General features: G+C 43.2%; 15 protein-coding genes. 8 read left to right on the top strand and 7 right to left on the bottom strand.

Annotation, left to right across the window (positions count from 1 at the left end; translation table 11 throughout):
* Nucleotides 1-105: 105 nt before the first annotated feature.
* Together E1163_RS12185 and E1163_RS12180 are read left to right on the top strand one after the other, a co-directional pair.
* A complete protein-coding gene (locus E1163_RS12185) occupies nucleotides 106-348 on the top strand; it encodes a hypothetical protein (protein WP_155172038.1) in 243 nt (80 codons plus the stop codon).
* 42 nt (nucleotides 349-390) lie between these two features.
* Nucleotides 391-1,362 (top strand): ion channel, encoded by a 972-nt coding sequence (locus E1163_RS12180; RefSeq protein WP_155172036.1) that lies wholly within the window; start codon nucleotides 391-393, stop codon nucleotides 1,360-1,362.
* Between the two features lie 151 nt (nucleotides 1,363-1,513).
* Here E1163_RS12180 and E1163_RS12175 read toward each other — a convergent pair whose 3' ends face one another.
* Both E1163_RS12175 and E1163_RS12170 read right to left on the bottom strand, forming a co-directional pair.
* Entirely contained in the window at nucleotides 1,514-2,107 is a 594-nt protein-coding gene (locus tag E1163_RS12175; protein WP_155172034.1) for a hypothetical protein, read from the bottom strand.
* 178 nt (nucleotides 2,108-2,285) lie between these two features.
* Nucleotides 2,286-3,044, bottom strand: a complete 759-nt coding sequence (locus tag E1163_RS12170) for a hypothetical protein (RefSeq protein WP_155172032.1) — start codon at nucleotides 3,042-3,044, stop codon at nucleotides 2,286-2,288.
* A 176-nt stretch (nucleotides 3,045-3,220) separates the two neighbouring features.
* Between E1163_RS12170 and E1163_RS12165 the strand changes: the two genes are divergently transcribed.
* The 6 genes from E1163_RS12165 to E1163_RS12140 all read left to right on the top strand — a co-directional run bounded on the left by E1163_RS12165 (nucleotide 3,221) and on the right by E1163_RS12140 (nucleotide 11,637).
* A complete protein-coding gene (locus E1163_RS12165; protein ID WP_155172030.1) occupies nucleotides 3,221-5,197 on the top strand; it encodes an FGGY family carbohydrate kinase in 1,977 nt (658 codons plus the stop codon).
* A 539-nt stretch (nucleotides 5,198-5,736) separates the two neighbouring features.
* Nucleotides 5,737-7,254 carry a xylulokinase gene (locus tag E1163_RS12160; RefSeq protein WP_155172028.1) on the top strand — a complete coding sequence of 506 codons (1,518 nt, stop codon included), beginning with the start codon at nucleotides 5,737-5,739 and terminating at the stop codon, nucleotides 7,252-7,254.
* A 1-nt stretch (nucleotide 7,255) separates the two neighbouring features.
* On the top strand, nucleotides 7,256-8,629 hold the full coding sequence (gene xylA, locus E1163_RS12155; RefSeq protein ID WP_155172026.1) for a xylose isomerase: 1,374 nt from the start codon (nucleotides 7,256-7,258) through the stop codon (nucleotides 8,627-8,629).
* A 2-nt stretch (nucleotides 8,630-8,631) separates the two neighbouring features.
* On the top strand, nucleotides 8,632-10,242 hold the full coding sequence (locus E1163_RS12150; RefSeq protein ID WP_155172024.1) for a sodium:solute symporter: 1,611 nt from the start codon (nucleotides 8,632-8,634) through the stop codon (nucleotides 10,240-10,242).
* A 176-nt stretch (nucleotides 10,243-10,418) separates the two neighbouring features.
* A complete protein-coding gene (locus E1163_RS12145) occupies nucleotides 10,419-10,835 on the top strand; it encodes a nuclear transport factor 2 family protein (protein WP_155172022.1) in 417 nt (138 codons plus the stop codon).
* A 388-nt stretch (nucleotides 10,836-11,223) separates the two neighbouring features.
* On the top strand, nucleotides 11,224-11,637 hold the full coding sequence (locus tag E1163_RS12140) for a hypothetical protein (protein WP_155172020.1): 414 nt from the start codon (nucleotides 11,224-11,226) through the stop codon (nucleotides 11,635-11,637).
* Between the two features lie 696 nt (nucleotides 11,638-12,333).
* On the opposite strand, the gene E1163_RS12135 is transcribed toward E1163_RS12140, so the two are convergent.
* From E1163_RS12135 to E1163_RS12115, 5 genes are all read right to left on the bottom strand, one after another.
* Entirely contained in the window at nucleotides 12,334-12,573 is a 240-nt protein-coding gene (locus tag E1163_RS12135; RefSeq protein ID WP_155172018.1) for a CBU_0592 family membrane protein, read from the bottom strand.
* 36 nt (nucleotides 12,574-12,609) lie between these two features.
* The gene (locus E1163_RS12130; protein ID WP_155172017.1) at nucleotides 12,610-13,095 is read right to left on the bottom strand and encodes a GyrI-like domain-containing protein; all 486 of its coding nucleotides are present in this window, start codon (nucleotides 13,093-13,095) and stop codon (nucleotides 12,610-12,612) included.
* A 10-nt stretch (nucleotides 13,096-13,105) separates the two neighbouring features.
* On the bottom strand, nucleotides 13,106-13,678 hold the full coding sequence (locus E1163_RS12125) for a pentapeptide repeat-containing protein (RefSeq protein ID WP_155172016.1): 573 nt from the start codon (nucleotides 13,676-13,678) through the stop codon (nucleotides 13,106-13,108).
* A gap of 7 nt (nucleotides 13,679-13,685) precedes the next feature.
* The gene (locus E1163_RS12120; protein WP_155172015.1) at nucleotides 13,686-14,570 is read right to left on the bottom strand and encodes an effector binding domain-containing protein; all 885 of its coding nucleotides are present in this window, start codon (nucleotides 14,568-14,570) and stop codon (nucleotides 13,686-13,688) included.
* A 236-nt stretch (nucleotides 14,571-14,806) separates the two neighbouring features.
* Nucleotides 14,807-16,920: tetratricopeptide repeat protein (locus E1163_RS12115; protein WP_155172014.1), on the bottom strand; the 2,114-nt coding region annotated here is incomplete at its 5' end.

Below are 16,920 nucleotides of genomic sequence, written 5' to 3'. Positions count from 1 at the left end.
ATTGTACACAGATACTGTAGTCATTTACAGGTGATCGTGGTTTTTGTCAGCAGCTACAAACTTTTTACTCCATACAAAGGTTAATACCCGGAACGCTCAGGATAAATGAGCGATTGGAGGAGGAAAATGAGAGAGAAACATCCCAGGTTTATACAAACCACTGTTGGATTTGTATTTAAAATAGAATATTACGCAGAAGGACTTTTTATTATCAATCAGGGCACATTTGTATTACACTATAACATCATGAACGAAAGCTTTTATGGCATTGAAAAGAATCAGTTAGTGAAACGAAATCTGAGAGCGGTACACCCCGAAGTCTATAAACACTGGATGAGCAAACTATAGTATTTTTGTTATTTTAGGCAGAATTTTTCATTCTGTTTTAAAATGGCTGTTTCAAATCAAAGGCATGATCCGGGTATAGGCACCCAGTATACGATCAACTCGAAGAGAATTATTAACCGAGATGGGAGTTTTAATGTGATACGCTCCGGGCTGAGGTGGAGTACGCGCGATACTTACCAGTTGATGATTAAAATGTCGTGGAGCCGGTTTCTGTTGGTGGTGTTTACTTTTCTGCTGGCTATTAACGGCGTGTTTGCTCTGCTTTACTCTGTAATGAGTGATAATCAGTTTGGAGGGATTAAACCCACACATTTTTATGAAAAATTTCTCGATGCCTATTACTTTAGTTTCCAGACGTTTACCACAGTAGGGTATGGCGTGCTTCACCCTACAGGCCATTGGGCCAACATAGTGGCATCCTTCGAGGCTGTGGTAGGGTGGATGTGCTTTGCCATCATCACCGGTATGCTGTACGGCAGGTTTTCAAAGCCATCCGCGAGATTAATGTACAGCGATAAAGCACTAATAACTCCTTACAGCAATGGCCTGAATAGTATTCAGTTCAGGATTGCCAATATGCGGAAGAGTAACCTCATGGAAATGGAAGCTACAGCGTTGCTTGTAGTAGTGGAGAAGCAAAAGGATGGAAAAGGTATTTTGAGAAGGAGGTTTATTGAACTTCAACTTGAAAGACAATCCATACTCTTCTTTCCGCTCAACTGGACACTGGTGCATGTGATAGATGAAAAGAGCCCGTTTGGGAATAAGACTAAAGAAGAGATGAAGGCCATGGATGCTGAAATTCTGGTCATGATCAAAGGCTTTGATGATACTTTCAGCCAGACAGTCCATTCCCGTTACTCTTATAAATGCGACGAAATCGTGTGGGGAGCTAAATTTACTCCCGTTTATGAGACACAGCTCTCAGGGGAAATCGTGCTTGATTTTGACAAGATGCACGATTATGTAGAGGTAGAGTTAAATGAAACCCCTCAGCACGAACCGGTAAATTGAATATAGACCGCCATCGCAACTATGGATCGTCATCGCGACGACGGTAGGAGGAAACGATCCTCTCATTCGGGAGCGTATACTAATTTTCATTTCCGAATGAAGTTTGTTGATGGTACGGCCTGTCAGAGACGGCAAGAGGGTAAGAAAGAGTTTATACAACCGAAGACAAATAAATAACACCGTAAATCCAGCCGAGGTACAGGGCTGTGTAAGAAAGTCCGTAGTAAATACTCTTTGACAGATTACCCTCACAAGTTTGCGATTTGCTAAATACCAACTTCAGCGCTCTGATGATGACCCAATATATCATAGCAACCAAAGCTACCCAGGCAATAGAAAGCAGGAATTCAGCAAAAATAAGAAAGAGCAAAATACCAATAGTGGCAACAATCCATAGCACAACGGAAAGCAGTATACCTGCACACGCATCATCACCATCAAATGCATCAGGCATTTCCGGAGCAAAATCAAAACCCTCAGAAAGCGTAGATCCTCTCCATTTAAATTTCAGCTTGTGCGACAGGTCATCATATATATTGAAGCCATTGTATAAGCCTGTGGACACAAAGGTAAATAGAGCGACACATAGGATCGTAAGGGAGATGAATGAGTTTTCTATAATGGTTCTGTGACTGGCAAGTCCGGTTGCATATACAATCAATACTGTTATAACCAATGTTAAAACTGAGGCTATAAGGATAGTTTTACCGAAGAATAATTTTTTTGAAGTTTTAACCCTGGACATTTCTTTAAAGATTGATTACAGTCATCCGATGAGTATCGAGATTAGTACTTGATAATAGCACTGATCGCACTTCATATTTAGGTAAACTCATCGGATGATTAATGTACTGATAGCAGGCACCAAACCAGCACCTGACAATGCGATATGACGATTATAATCCTGTATGTATTTGTAGTAACTACTTCAACTTAACCCTGATCTCAGACTTCGCATCGCTTTTCATGGCTTTCATCATGTCAAATTTCAATGTCACTGACCGGTCTGATTTTTCAATGATCTCATAATGCGTCACATCAACTTTGTCGATTTTTCCGGGGAAGTTCAGTACAGTTAAAATGTTCATATCCTGAAGCATGAGAAGCGCCATAGCATCAGACGGGTCTTCTTCTTTTTTGTTTAAATATTCCACCGTTCTGATAAAAGACTTTGGAGTCACTATCAGTTCAGTTTTAGTCTTTCCAAGAGGGGTGTCCTGTTTACCTTGCTGGCCGTTTTCTTCTATCAGGTTCATGAACGACATAAACTCGTCATTGCTGTCAAAACTAAATTTAATACCTGTTTTGATAAAGCCTGCTTCTCTGCTTCCTTTCATGTAAGCTGTTGTTTTGTTAACCAGGGCCATCGTCTCAGGGTCATTTTTCATTTCAGGAGTAATCTTGGAGTCCAGCGAGATCACAGAGTCTATTTCACCCGGAAAATCCTTCCAGATCATTTCATCAACTTTGGCAGCGAGTTCGACGCTATCCATCGTTTCTCCCTCTTCCACGGCCAGCTTTGCAGTGCTTTCCATCATTTTTTTCATCATGGGTATAATGTCAGCAGATACTTCGTAGGTTCCGCTTCCGTCTTTATCAAAGGTGATCTCTTCACGTACTTCACCGCAAGAGGCCATCACAATCAGGCAGGCAAAAAATAACAGGTTTAATAACAGTTTCATAAGGTGTATTTTTAATTATTCAAAGCGCAATATATCAGAGTTACGGCTTTTTAAAAATCTTATTTTCGATTTTGAGTATAAGTACCTGTGTATGGACATCCCCATTAGGTTTTTTTATAGGCAAATTCTGCTAAATTTGACGTATTATTGACGTAGGCAAGCTAAAGTGTGTTTTTATGTATTTGATAGGCTATGATATTGGCAGTTCCACCATTAAGGCAGCTTTGCTCGATGCAGAGAGCAACGAAACCGTAGGGTTAGTCCAGTATCCTGACCGTGAAATGGATATGATCTCCAGGCAGAGTGGATGGGCAGAACAGCAGCCGGAAGTATGGTGGCAGGATTTTATGCTGGCCACGCGGCGTTTGTTGCAGCAAACCGGAGTGAAGTCCCAGGATATTGCCAGTATCGGTATTTCATATCAGATGCACAGCCTTGTACTCGTTGACCGTGATCACCATATATTGAGGCCATCAATCATCTGGTGTGACAGTCGTGGTGTGGAAATTGGAAGAAAGGCCTTTGCGGAAATGGGGAAGGAGAGGTGCCTGGACCACTTGCTGAATTCACCCGGCAACTTTACGGCTTCCAAACTCAAATGGGTCAAAGACAATGAGCCCGAGATATATAGCAAAACTTACAAATTCTTACTCCCCGGAGATTACATAGCCCTGATGCTTACCGGCGAGCTTAAAACTACTATAAGCGGCCTTTCCGAAGGTGTCTTCTGGGATTTTAAAGAAAAAAGGATTTCATCGGAGTTACTGGAATATTACGGCATTGACCGGGACATGATCCCTGACCTTACACCTACTTTTGGCGTGCAGGGGGTAGTGACCAAACAGGCAGCCGAGCTTACAGGTCTCAAAAAAGGCACACCCGTTACATACAGGGCAGGGGACCAGCCTACCAATGCACTGGCACTCAACGTAATGAGACCCAACGAAATAGCAGCTACCAGCGGTACCTCAGGAGTAGTATATGGTGTGGTTGACAGGCCTATATCCGATCCGCGCTCGAGGGTAAATGCTTTCGCGCACGTCAATTATGAAGATAATTTTGACAGAATAGGTGTATTGCTTTGCCTGAATGGAGCCGGCATACAATACAGTTGGATGAAACACCAGATTGCACGAAGCGACCGGAACTACAGCGATATGGAGCGAATGGTCTCTACAGTACCGGTGGGTTGCGACGGGCTTTGTATATTGCCTTTTGGCAATGGTGCAGAGCGCATGCTGGAAAACCAGAGTATCAATTCGCACATTTTTAATATTCAATTTAACAGGCATAACAGGGCGCACTTGTTCAGGGCAGCACTGGAAGGTGTTGCTTTCTCTTTTGTAAAAGGCATTAATATTCTTAAAGAGCTTGGCCTTAATGTAGACGTAATGCGCGTAGGCAATGATAACATGTTCCAATCCGAAGTATTTTCGTCCACTATTGCTACCATCCTGGACTGCCATATTGAAGTAGTGGAAACCACCGGAGCCATAGGTGCAGCAAGGGCTTCGGGAGTTGCTACAGGAGTGTATTCGTCGCTTGACGAGGCTTTGAAGGGTATTAATCCGACTATGGTGCACGAGCCTAAATTTAACCGGGCACTATGCCAGCAGGCGTACAACTATTGGGAATCAGCCCTGGAGCGGGCATTGATGCAGAACCCTCGTAAAGGAGAAAGCAGCGAGAACCTTAAAAACCAACTGCTGGAAATGGAAAGCCTCATTACTGAGCGAAGTAAAGAGCTTACCACGCTGCATCTTCAATTACAAAAGAAGGATGATTTCCTTTTGGAGATTAAAAACGATATCAGAGAACTCAAGGCATCAAGCAGCGATGGCGAACGCCAATATGAAAAAATACTGAGGAAGATTGAAGGCCACCTTTCTTCCGAAGCCCGTTGGGAGTCGTTTAAAAAACACTTCGAGTTAGTGCATAGTGATTTCTTCAAAAAGCTTAAGGCCGATTATCCGCAACTTTCCACCTCAGAGATCAAACTCTCGGCTTTGCTGAAAATGAAGCTTAGCACCAAAGATATAGCCCACCAGCTTAACCTTTCCGTACGAGGAGTGGAGACCAGAAGGTACAGACTGAGAAAAAAACTCGAGTTGAATTCTGACATTGGTCTCGAGGAGTTTCTTGACCAGATATAACTTCCGGGTCGCTTTACTAAACTTTTGGAAGTTTGGTAAAGCTGAACTTATTGGGGCGCCGAATGAATATCTGGAGTTTAGCCATGCATGTCTGTATCTGCTGTTGAGTAAGCCTGTGATAGCTTTGTTGGATAAGTTCTGAGGGCGGGAACGGGCAAGCTTTACTAATCCTTGAAGGCTTAGTAAAGCAGGTTGATCAACTTGCGTCATATATTCTTAGGGGGCTTTACTAAACTTATGGAAGCACCAAGTGAATGCCGGTAGTTTGGAAATACACATCTTCATCCGCTAAAAATCTACTAAAGCAGGCTGTATTATTGATTTTCTACTGTATTGTACTTCACCTATACGTCACTCTGGTGGCGTTTAATAGCCATTGTTTCCTAAAAGTGACGTAGAGATGAAGTTTTTGTGACGAATGGATGCAGTAGATGATTTCGGGTTTTCTTCTTATAAAAGCTTTTTATTTGTGAATAATGCCTTTGTGCAGAATATTATGAGGAATTGACTTGATTCGTCCTCTTACATAAACTAAAGCAATGGATTCATATCTGATAGGTTTTGACGTAGGTAGCTCATCAATTAAAGCGGCACTTGTAAATGCTGATACACAGGAGATTGTACAGGTGACACATTATCCTGAGACAGAGATGGGGGTGATTTCCCATTTTCCAGGTTGGGCTGAACAGCACCCTGAGACCTGGTGGGAGAATTTATGCATTGCATCGAGGAGACTTTTAGATAAGTCAGGTGTGAGGGCTGAGCATATCAAATCTATCGGTATATCCTATCAAATGCACGGGCTGGTACTTCTGGGAGAGAACAACGAAGTATTGAGACCCTCCATCATATGGAGCGACAGTCGCAGTGTTGAGATTGGCCGAAAGGCCTTTGCTGATCTTGGTAAAGAAATGTGTTATACACACCTGCTAAATTCGCCCGGGAATTTCACCCTGTCGAAGCTAAAGTGGGTGCTGGATAATGAGCCGGAAGTTTACGCAAGGCTTAAGAAATTTGTGCTTCCAGGTGATTACATAGCCATGAAAATGACAGGAGAAGCCTGTACCACCGTGTCAGGGATATCCGAAGGAGTTTTATGGGATTTTAAAAATGAAGAAGTAGCGCAGTTCCTGCTCGATTATTTTGGCATAGACAGGAGTAAAGTGGCCGACATTGTGCCCACTTTTTCTGATCAGGGAAAATTACTTGACGGCCCGGCCCGGCAGTTAGGCTTAAAGCCCGGAACACCTGTTACCTACAGGGCAGGTGACCAGCCCAATAACGCACTTTCACTGAATGTGTTCAATCCGGGAGAAATTGCAGCCACCGGAGGTACATCAGGTGTAGTATATGCAGTGGTGGATCATCCCGTTTCAGACGAGCAGTCACGGATCAATGGCTTTGCCCATGTAAACTATAGCAGCCATGACCCGCGGATCGGTTTGCTGCTATGTATCAATGGAGCAGGCAGTCAATATAGCTGGCTTAAGAAAGAAATTGCAAATAACGGCACTACCTATGAAGATATGGAGCGGATGATATCCCAGGTGCCTGTCAGCTCCGAAGGCCTGCGTGTTATTCCTTTCGGGAATGGGGCCGAACGCATGCTTGACAATAAGGTCCTTGGCTCACATGTCATTAATTTACATTTCAACCGTCATGGCAAAGCCCACTTTTACCGGGCAGCACTGGAAGGTATAGCCTTCTCCTTCATCTATGGCATGGAAATATTTGATGGTATGGGCATAGTGCCGAGAGTGATCAGGGTAGGCAATGACAACCTTTTCCGGTCTTCAGTTTTTTCTACAACCATTGCGGCATTAACCGGCTGTAAAATAGAGATCATTGAAACTACAGGAGCTGCAGGGGCGGCAAGTGCATCCGGAGTGGCCATAGGTGCCTATGCTTCGGCGGAAGAAGCGCTTTCGGGCGTGAAAGTAGCTAAGGCTTATGAGGTGGCCGATACTATGGACAAATACCGTAGTGCTTATGAAATATGGAAAGCGGATCTTGAGAAGCTTTTATTACAAGAACAGGAATTAAAAACCAGTATATAACATGAACAATAACGTGTCAGAGAATAACCAGGAAATCAAAGTTGTGACAGGAGCTAAGGAATACTTCAAAAATATTGGAAAAATAGAGTATGAAGGCCCTGAGTCCGACAACCCCCTGGCCTTTAAATATTATGATGAGGATAAGGTAGTAGGCGGTAAGACCATGAAAGATCATTTCAGGTTTGCAGTGGCCTACTGGCATACCTTCTGCGGAACCGGCGGCGATCCGTTTGGACTTCCTTCCAAACAATTTCCATGGCTGGAAAGCAGTGACGCGGTGGATTCAGCAAAACATAAGATGGATGCGGCGTTTGAGTTCATGTCCAAACTGGGTGTACCTTACTATTGCTTTCATAATGTAGACCTGATCGATGAAGCCGGCTCGCTGAAAGAAACTGAAAAGAGAATGGAGATTATCAGTGACTTCGCTCTTGAAAAGCAACGTGAGACAGGCCTTAAAGTATTGTGGGGTACTACCAACCTTTTCAGCCATCCTCGATACATGAACGGCGCGGCTACCAATCCAGATTTTGATATTGTAGCTTATGCAGGTGCTCAGGTAAAAAATGCCATGGATACTACTGTAAAGCTCAATGGCGAGAACTTCGTTTTCTGGGGAGGTAGGGAAGGATACCTTTCCTTGCTCAATACCAATATGAAAAAGGAGCTTGACCACCTGGGCAGGTTTTTCCATATGGTGAAGGACTATGCAAGGAAAAATGGATTCAAAGGCAATTTCTTTGTGGAGCCAAAACCTATGGAGCCTACCAAGCATCAATATGATTTTGATGCAGCTACAGTTATTGGCTTTTTGAGAGAGTATGACCTGATGGATGACTTTAAGCTGAATATTGAGGTTAACCATGCCACACTGGCGCAGCATACTTTTGCCCATGAGCTTCAGGTGGCGGTCGATGCTGGTCTGCTGGGCAGTATGGATGCCAACAGGGGTGACTATCAAAACGGCTGGGACACGGATCAGTTCCCAATCAATGTATATGAGCTGGTGGAAGCTATGCTGGTGATCCTTGAGGGCGGTGGCTTTAAAGGAGGAGGTATCAACTTTGATGCAAAAACCAGACGTAATTCCACCGATCTGGAAGATTTATTCTATGCACACATAGGCTCAATGGATGCTTTTGCAAGGGCATTGGAAATATCTCACAATATTCTTGAAAATTCTGAATATAGCAATTTGAGAAAAGCAAGGTATAGTAGTTTCAGCACCATGGATGGCAAGGCATTTGAAGAAGGCCGCCTTACGCTGGAAGACCTTCATGCCATTGCCCATAAAAACGGAGAGCCAAGGCTGCGCAGTGGCCGACAGGAGCTTTTTGAAAATCTTATCAATCAATATATCTGGAAAACTAAATAAGAATGGTAGGATTAGAAACACTTGATTGGATTGTAATAGGAGTATATTTTCTGGTACTCTTTGGAATTGCCGTATGGGTAATTAAAAAACGAAAAAATAATACTGAAGACTACTTCCTTGCAGGCAGAAATGCCGGCTGGTTTGTAGTCGGAGCTTCAATATTTGCATCAAACATAGGCTCTGAGCATGTGGTGGGACTTGCCGGTACCGGAGCAGCCTCAGGTATGCCTATGGCGCATTTTGAGCTTCACGCCTGGATTGTGCTATTACTGGGATGGGTATTTTTGCCTTTTTATGCGCGAAGTGGCGTATTTACTATGCCCGAATTTCTTGAAAGAAGGTTCAATAGCACCGCCCGCTGGTTCTTGTCGATTATTTCACTGGTGGGCTATGTTATTACAAAAGTATCTGTTTCAGTATATGCCGGCGGCGTGGTTATAGAAGCCCTTACCGGTGTCAATTTCTGGACCGGGGCCGTGATAACCGTGGTTATCACGGGGCTTTATACCATTCTGGGCGGTATGAGAGCCGTAATTTATACCGAAGCTTTACAAACGATAGTGTTAATATTAGGTTCTGGCGCCGTAACCTTCATAGGTCTCTACCAAATAGGGGGGTGGGGTGAGCTCCGCGAAATAGCTGGAAGTGCTCACTTTGACATGTGGAGGCCGGCGACGGATCCTGATTTTCCCTGGACAGGGCTCCTCTTCGGAGGTACCATTGTAGGGATCTGGTACTGGTGTACTGACCAGTATATTGTACAGAGAACGCTGACAGCCAAAAACATCAACGTCGGACTCAAAGGCTCTATTTTTGGGGCATACCTGAAACTGACACCTGTTTTTATCTTCCTGCTTCCAGGAATTATAGCCTATGCAATGACTAAGACCGGACAACTGGAGCTGGAATCGTCTGACCAGGCTTTACCTACTATGATGGCCGCTTTATTGCCCACCGGGATTAAGGGGGTAGCTGCTGCCGGTCTTTTGGCTGCACTCATGAGTTCTTTGGCATCAGTATTTAACTCATGCTCTACTTTATTTACAGTAGATATTTACAAAAAGATCAGGCCGGAGAGCAGTGAAAAGCAATTGGTGAATGTAGGAAGGGTAGCAACCCTGATCGTAGTACTGCTGGGAATTGCATGGATACCGGTAATGGCCAATATTTCAGGAGTATTGTACGAGTATCTGCAAAGTGTTCAGTCGTACATTGCCCCACCTATAACTGTAGTCTTTTTACTGGGCATTTTCTGGAAAAGGATCAACTCAAAGGGTGCTTTGGCCACACTTATCGGGGGCTTCCTTCTGGGAATGAGCAGATTGGTATTGGAACTCAACAAGGAGAAGCTTTCAGGCTTCCTGCATACCTGGGCTACCATGAACTTCCTGCATTTCTGTATCCTGTTGTTTGTTCTATGCCTTGTCATATGCATTGCGGTGAGTCTGGCAACGGAGAAACCGGAGCAGAAAAGACTGGACGGCCTTACTTATGGTACGTTAAGTGATGAAGATAAAGCTAATAATAAGAAAAGATATGACCTGAAAGATGTGCTGCTTTCAGCGGTTTTAATAGGTATTATTATTTTGATACTCAGCTATTTTACGGGTTAATGAGTGCTGAGTAGGTTCTATCTTATACAGGCGGGTGCTATGTTGTAAAGCTTGTGATATCGTGAGAACGGCGGTAATGTTGTGTATGTATATTGAGCGGTATCCAATCGTTGTTGGCTAAAAGTAAACTAAGGTTCAATGACTTAAAGAGGTTTTATAATAAAAATTGGAAATGTATGTATAAGTTGATGACTCGAAGAACAGGAAAGGTTAGTGCTAAGGCCATAGTTGAGAACTATTTCAATGCTCTGGCAAAAGGTGACGTCGCAAAAGCCCTTACATGCTTTGCGTCCAATGTTAAGTGGCACCAGCCGGGAAAGAACAAATTCTCCGGTATTAAAAGTAGCCCTGATGAAATTGGTCAAATGATTTTTGGTATGATGGAGGATGCCGGAGGAAGCTTAATTATCAAGCCAAACGGACTGATGCAGGAAAGTGGGGACTTAGTGGCAGCACCAATTCGTTTTACCGCCGCCAAACGAAATCAAAGTTTGGATATGGGCGGTTTGTTTGAAGTGAAAAATGGTGAAATTGCCTATGTATGGCTTTTTTCGGAAAATCAACAGAATGAAGATGGTTTATGGACGAACTGAGTTCGCCGTTTTCAATACTCTGAATATTTCAGTAAGATGATTTCTAAGGTGCCAATTGGTTAAAGGAGAATTGGCACCTTAACTTAAGCTCCTTTGTGGGAATTAGCTTTGCTATAGAAACTTTTTTGAGTTTAAATTCCCTTTGGGTGCACCCTTTCATACACTTATTCACGCCCATTATTCTGTCGCAAACAGGCTTTTAAAACAACAGAAATTGATGCAACAACTCCTGTTTTCGGAGTGTCGGGAAAATCTTATGCTAAGCTGTCAGGCACAACTCAGGAGAACAGATATGACAGACAAGATCCAGTATAATGCGCAAGGTGTACGGTGAATAGTTTAAACCGATATATCAGGGGACTCTTGTGTTGGCATAATAATAAAAATAATGATTGAGAAAACTAAAGATATGGAACAATACTATTATTCAGATTTTGCCGAGATTAGTTATGACGCTTCATATGGCTATATTTCATATATATGGAAGACCCCACCCACACCGGATGAATTTAAGTTAGGATGTGAAAAACTCTTACTGGCTATTCAACATTTCAAGTGCGGTAAGGCCATGGTTGACACCCGGCAGATGGGTGCAATACAGAATGAGGTTTTAGAGTGGATGACCTCAGACTGGATGGTGAGGGCAGCCGCTAATGGATATGAAAGTGTAGCAGTAATAGTACCAACAGATATTTTTGCCAGTTTGGCTGTAAATGATATAATTGATAGGGTAAATGATCGGGTAGTTCATCATAATTTTGATGATAAGGAGGCGGCCCTTAACTGGATAAAAAAACAATAGGCGTCTTACCCTGCAGTAAGACAGATGAAGGATGTTGCTGACTCTGGCTTGCTATAATGTCCGTTGATGCCAGTTCAGAATTCTACCGTTGCCAGTGATGCTTCACAAACGGGTCTGTATATCATCGTTTTTGTTATGGTGTGACCGGGTAGATGATCATGCTCATTGCCGGATATGGCATTTAGACGATACTATATGTCATTGGTCGTTGGGTGGTTGGCAACTGAGCAAGAGGATGTTACCTTTGAATCAATTAAAGCCAACTATAGACAACAAAAATATCCTCTGAGGCCAGGTCTTCAGGGGATATTTTGTTTTATGACCATTTATATTCTGCTGATATTTCTGGAGAGACACTAATTTTTGCTTCTTTTTTTGACAGACAATTGTGAATAGCAATCGGCAAAGGCAGTTGGCAAACTAGCTTAAAGTAAAAATTGGCGCAGTTTACTCATTTTCAGCGGAATAAACTCATTGCATACTTGATCCCAAATCAAATCCACTCCTCCAAGTCTACTTACCAAGTTTTTCTGATATCATCTCACTTCCAATACCTGAAAGTCTCTCCACACCCGCAAGTACGTTGGGAAGTATCTGGATAAGTAGGTTTCTGCTTACCGGTCAGCCAGTGGAGGAAACTGAGTTAGATACTTCACAAGCTCAGTATTGACCCGCAGACAATAAGCCCTTAGCACATCAACTATCCTTTCTATACTTGATCAGTGAAACTACCGAAACCATCACCCAGGCACCTTCAAGAATGATAAAGGGCACATACTCCAATAAAACAGATGCCAGGCAGGCCATAGAGGCTCCGATCAGATTCAAGAGGATGAAAGAGAGGTCTTTGTTTGATATTTTCCCTGATACATTAAGGAAGTAAGCAAGGAGTATTTGGAAAACCCCGATCGAGCCCAGCCAGTCAGTTGCATTCATTTTTAAAGATAACGAAAAGCCGGCAACCATACAGGGTTACTTGTTCTTCACCGGCACCCAAACCTCTTCCTCAGAGGTGGGGTCATTGTTTTTATATTTATCACCCAGCACCTCAAAATGCTCCCTGTTGTCTAATTCATAAGGCGATTGCGGCAGCCAGGTGCCAAAGATAAACCGGAAGGTCTTAGGGAAATCAGCAGGTGTGCCTTTGTGAATGAATACGGCATACATGCCTCCACTGAGTATGTATTGCTCCATGCCTTCAGGCAGGTGATCAAAGCTTGATACCTCTGCTACGGCCCATTTTGTGAATTTGGTATGTGGGTCAAAACCAGTAAAACCAGCCTGCGCATCATAGACCTGCATGCTGATGAGGTCAGAGGAAGTGCGGTGTTTAATGGTATTCCGGTAAGGCATAAAGCTTTGCCATAGTTCGCTGGTCTTGTTATCTGCCAGAGTCATTTCAAGGTGCTTCCCTACAAGCTTCTTTTCAGGTATGGTTTCTATTCTTGGTGGTTGCATCAGGTTGTTTTTATGGTTCTATTACAATATCATATTTGCTCAGCAGGCCGACCACTCCCGAAGCGGAGAACATGGCCTTTTTTATGCTGTTTTTGTCTGGGGCTATAGTATAGCTATAAGCCGTGACCAGGTTTGCCTTGTCCAGGATGGTATTGTCAAAAATGGCACCTGAAAGATCGCAGTTGTCAAAAACTGATTCAGTAAGGTTGGCCTCGGCAAAGTCTGCTTCTTTCAGTTCACAGTTTTTGAACCGTGTTTTTTTGAGTGAGCGTTGAAAAAAAGAGGAAAGGTTGAGCTGGCATCCTTCAAAATTCACTTCAAACAGAAACTCCTTGCAAAGGTCGAAGCGCAGGCCGAGTAGCTTGCAGTCTTTGAATCGGACATCCCTGAATGCAGTATCATTCAAAGTGGCCATACTCAGGTCACAGTTGGAGAAGGAGCAGTCTATGAAGTTGATGCCCGTGAGGTTTGCGTTGCTCAGGGTGCAGTTAACAAAGGTGCAACCTTCATAATCAGCTTTTTTCAAATCACCTTCGGCAAAGTCTGATATTTCAAAGGTCTTGTCGTAAATTACGTCTGTCATATCATCATTATTTAATAGGTATAAACATATCTATTTCAGAAGCAGGGTTCTCAGGGCCATAAAATCTTTCTCCATAATGCTCAAAATCATCCCGCAGATCCAGTTCAAAATCCGATGCGGCCAACCAGGTACCGTAAACATAATCCATAGATATGTGGAAATCCCTGATGCCTCCTTTGTGGGTAAAGCGAGCGTACTTGCCTGCGGGTAAATCATAGCAAGCAAGCCCTGCCGGGATATCTTCATAATGGTTGACCTCCACGGCCGCCCATTTTTGAAAGGTGAATTGCTCGGAGAAATCTTCCACTTTTGATTCGCTGTCATATGGGTGGACGCCATACATACCGATATCCTTTACATGCCTGATTTCTCTGATCCTGGGTATAAAGCTCAACCAAAGCTTTCGAATGTTATTATGGGCCTGTGAAGAAGAGGTTGACGTAAACACACCTACCAGCTTTTTGGGAGTAGTTTCTACAATTTGCGGCTCACGGGTAATGTATTTGTTTAAATGCTCAATCTTACTGTCCGATAGCTCATTTTTCCTATAAGCCAGTTGGTGAAAGCCGCGTTTACGGTATTTGGCAGGCGTTATCCGGTAGACACTTTTAAATGATCGGGTAAATGCCTCCTGAGATTCAAACTGATAATCCATGGCAATAGCCAGAATAGATTTATCCGTAGAGATGAGGTCTTCAGCCGACCGCGTTATTCTTCTTTTTCTTACATATTCACCCACCGTATCACCGGTTACCGCCATGAACACACGAATGAAATAATATTTGGAAAAACATGCCTGCTCTGCAATAAGATCAACCGACAACTCATGCTTTAAGTTGTCTTCTATAAACCTTACGGCCTGCTTCACCCTTTGGTAGTAATAGTGTTTCATGACTAAGGCAATATTAAGAAGGTTTGCCCTGCATTATTTGATAATTATTGCTAAAATTCAATAGCAGGTTTCTGTTTTGTCACTGCAGGACAACCTGATTTGAATAATTCAATTTTGCGGGATGACTAAAGTAGTAATTGCAGAATAATGGACTATTAAAGGGATGTTTGTTTAGTTCTATGCATAGCTGAAGTAAGTGTCTCCCATAATAGCTTGATTACATACTAATTGGACTGTTACACCTTTGGAAACGAGATTGTAAAAGTACTTCCTTTGCCGGGATCACTTTCACAAGTTACCATACCTTGCATGGCATCCACATACTTTTTAACAATGGCAAGGCCCAATCCGGTTGAACTTTCCCCGTCAGTGGGGCGTGCGGTGAGCTTTTCATATTTGTTAAACAGTTTAGGCTGGTCTTCCATACTGATACCGGGACCTTCATCGGTGACTTGGGTAATGACGTAATTGCCTGCTACACTGAGGCTAATATGAACATCCTTACCTTTGGGAGAAAATTTTATGGCATTTGAGATCAGGTTTTGAATGACCTGTTCATAATAACTTTCATTGACCAATGCCCGCAGTTCCGGATTTCCTTCGGAAAGGTGGAGTGCAATGTCCTTTTTTCGGGCCAGCACCTGAAAATCTTCAACATTTTTTTTGAGAATAGGGTAAATGGACACTTCATTCAGCGCTACTTCATCCTTGCTTTCAATGGCACCTACATCCAGTATCCGGTTGATCATTTGAGTGGAACTGTTGGCGCTGGAATGGATCTTTTCCAGGTATATTTCAAGTTCTGAGGGTAGGTTATCTACAGACTTCCTGGCGATGTCGATCAGGCCAACGATTTGGTTCAGAGGGCTTTTGAGATCATGGGCTACCACGCCCATCAGCATGTTTTTCTCTTCGTTCAGCGCCTTTAGCTCTTCGTTGATTTCTTCAAGCTGGTACTTCTGCTGTTCTACTATTCTGTTTCTCTCTTCCAGTTGGTCCCTTTGGGCGATGATCTCTTCATTCTGGGCCTCTATCTGGATGTTCCGTTCTGCAAGATCAAAATTAGCCTTTCTTTTCAGGCGCGAATATCTCCATATGATTATAGCCAGCAGAAGCACAATGATCAAGCCTGCTGCAGTCACCCTTTGAATGAGTACCTGGCGGGAGATTTTCTGCTCTGCCTCCAGGGCCATTTTTTGTTGTACAAAACCCAGACTGTCACGCTCTTTCTGAAATTCATACTCAGCTTCCATGCGGGCCAGCTTTTTGGTATTTTCTTCATTGTACAGAGAGTCCTGGGTAGTATAGAAGATCCTGTAAAACTTCAGCGCATTTTTAGGGTCGCCGATGGCTTCATAGTATTTGTGCAGGTTAAAGCTGGCCTGGTTTAGAAGTTCCGTATTGCTGATTTCATCCGCAAGCTCGTAGCCTTCATTTAAAGGGCGGTAAGCTTTCGGATATAATTCTTGGTCGAGGTAAACCTCACCAAGTCCATTCAAGGCTTTGCTTTGTCCCCATTTATTGTTGAGTTCCTCCATGATCGTGAAGGAATGTTCGTAAGATTCAACAGCCTCATCGTACCTGCCTTGTTCTCTCCGGATCAGGCCAATATTGTTCAATGTCAACGCAATACCATATTCATTGCCTGTTGTCTTATCCAGGTTCATGGTTTTGTGGTAGCACTCCAAAGCCTTTTCATAATCACCACTATTTTCGTAGACCAAACCTAGATTATTGAGGGCATTGGCCATACCAGCAGTATCTCCCAGGGCTGATACTATTTCAAAGGATTTATTAAAGTACTCCATGGCCTCAGGGTAAGCTTTCTGCTTGCGGAATATGACACCAATATTGTTACTGACGAGTCCTGCAAAGGCTTTTTTATCCATTAATTCCGCATAGTGCTGAGCCTGTTGATATAGTTCAAGAGCACGGACATAGTTGCCCATCTCCACGTAGGCTACTCCTGCATTCATGGCAGCTTTCATTACCCTGGTGCTGTCATGGAGGGCTTCAAATATTCCGATGGCTTTAGCAAAATTTGTAGCTGCCGGTTCTATTTTTCCCTGATAGAAATAGGTGTATCCCATGCCACTGTAAAGATAACCTGCAGGGAGTCCGGTGTCCTTGCCCTGGCTCTGTAGCAGATAAAGCCCCTTTTCATAGGTTTCAATAGCGGTTTTAAATTCCTTTTTTTCTATGTAAGCCTTCGCTTTGGCATCCAGTGCAAGGGCTTCCCCATCAGTGTAGGCAATATTTTGGGCTAACTTAATAGCCAGATTGGAGTAATATATGGAAGTGTCTGCATTGATATTTTCCCAGCTTGTTGCCAGTGCAGTCAGTAACATTA

Source organism: Fulvivirga kasyanovii (assembly GCF_009711405.1).
Classification (GTDB): Bacteria; Bacteroidota; Bacteroidia; order Cytophagales; family Cyclobacteriaceae; genus Fulvivirga; species Fulvivirga kasyanovii.
This window is presented reverse-complemented; position numbering and strand designations above follow the sequence as displayed.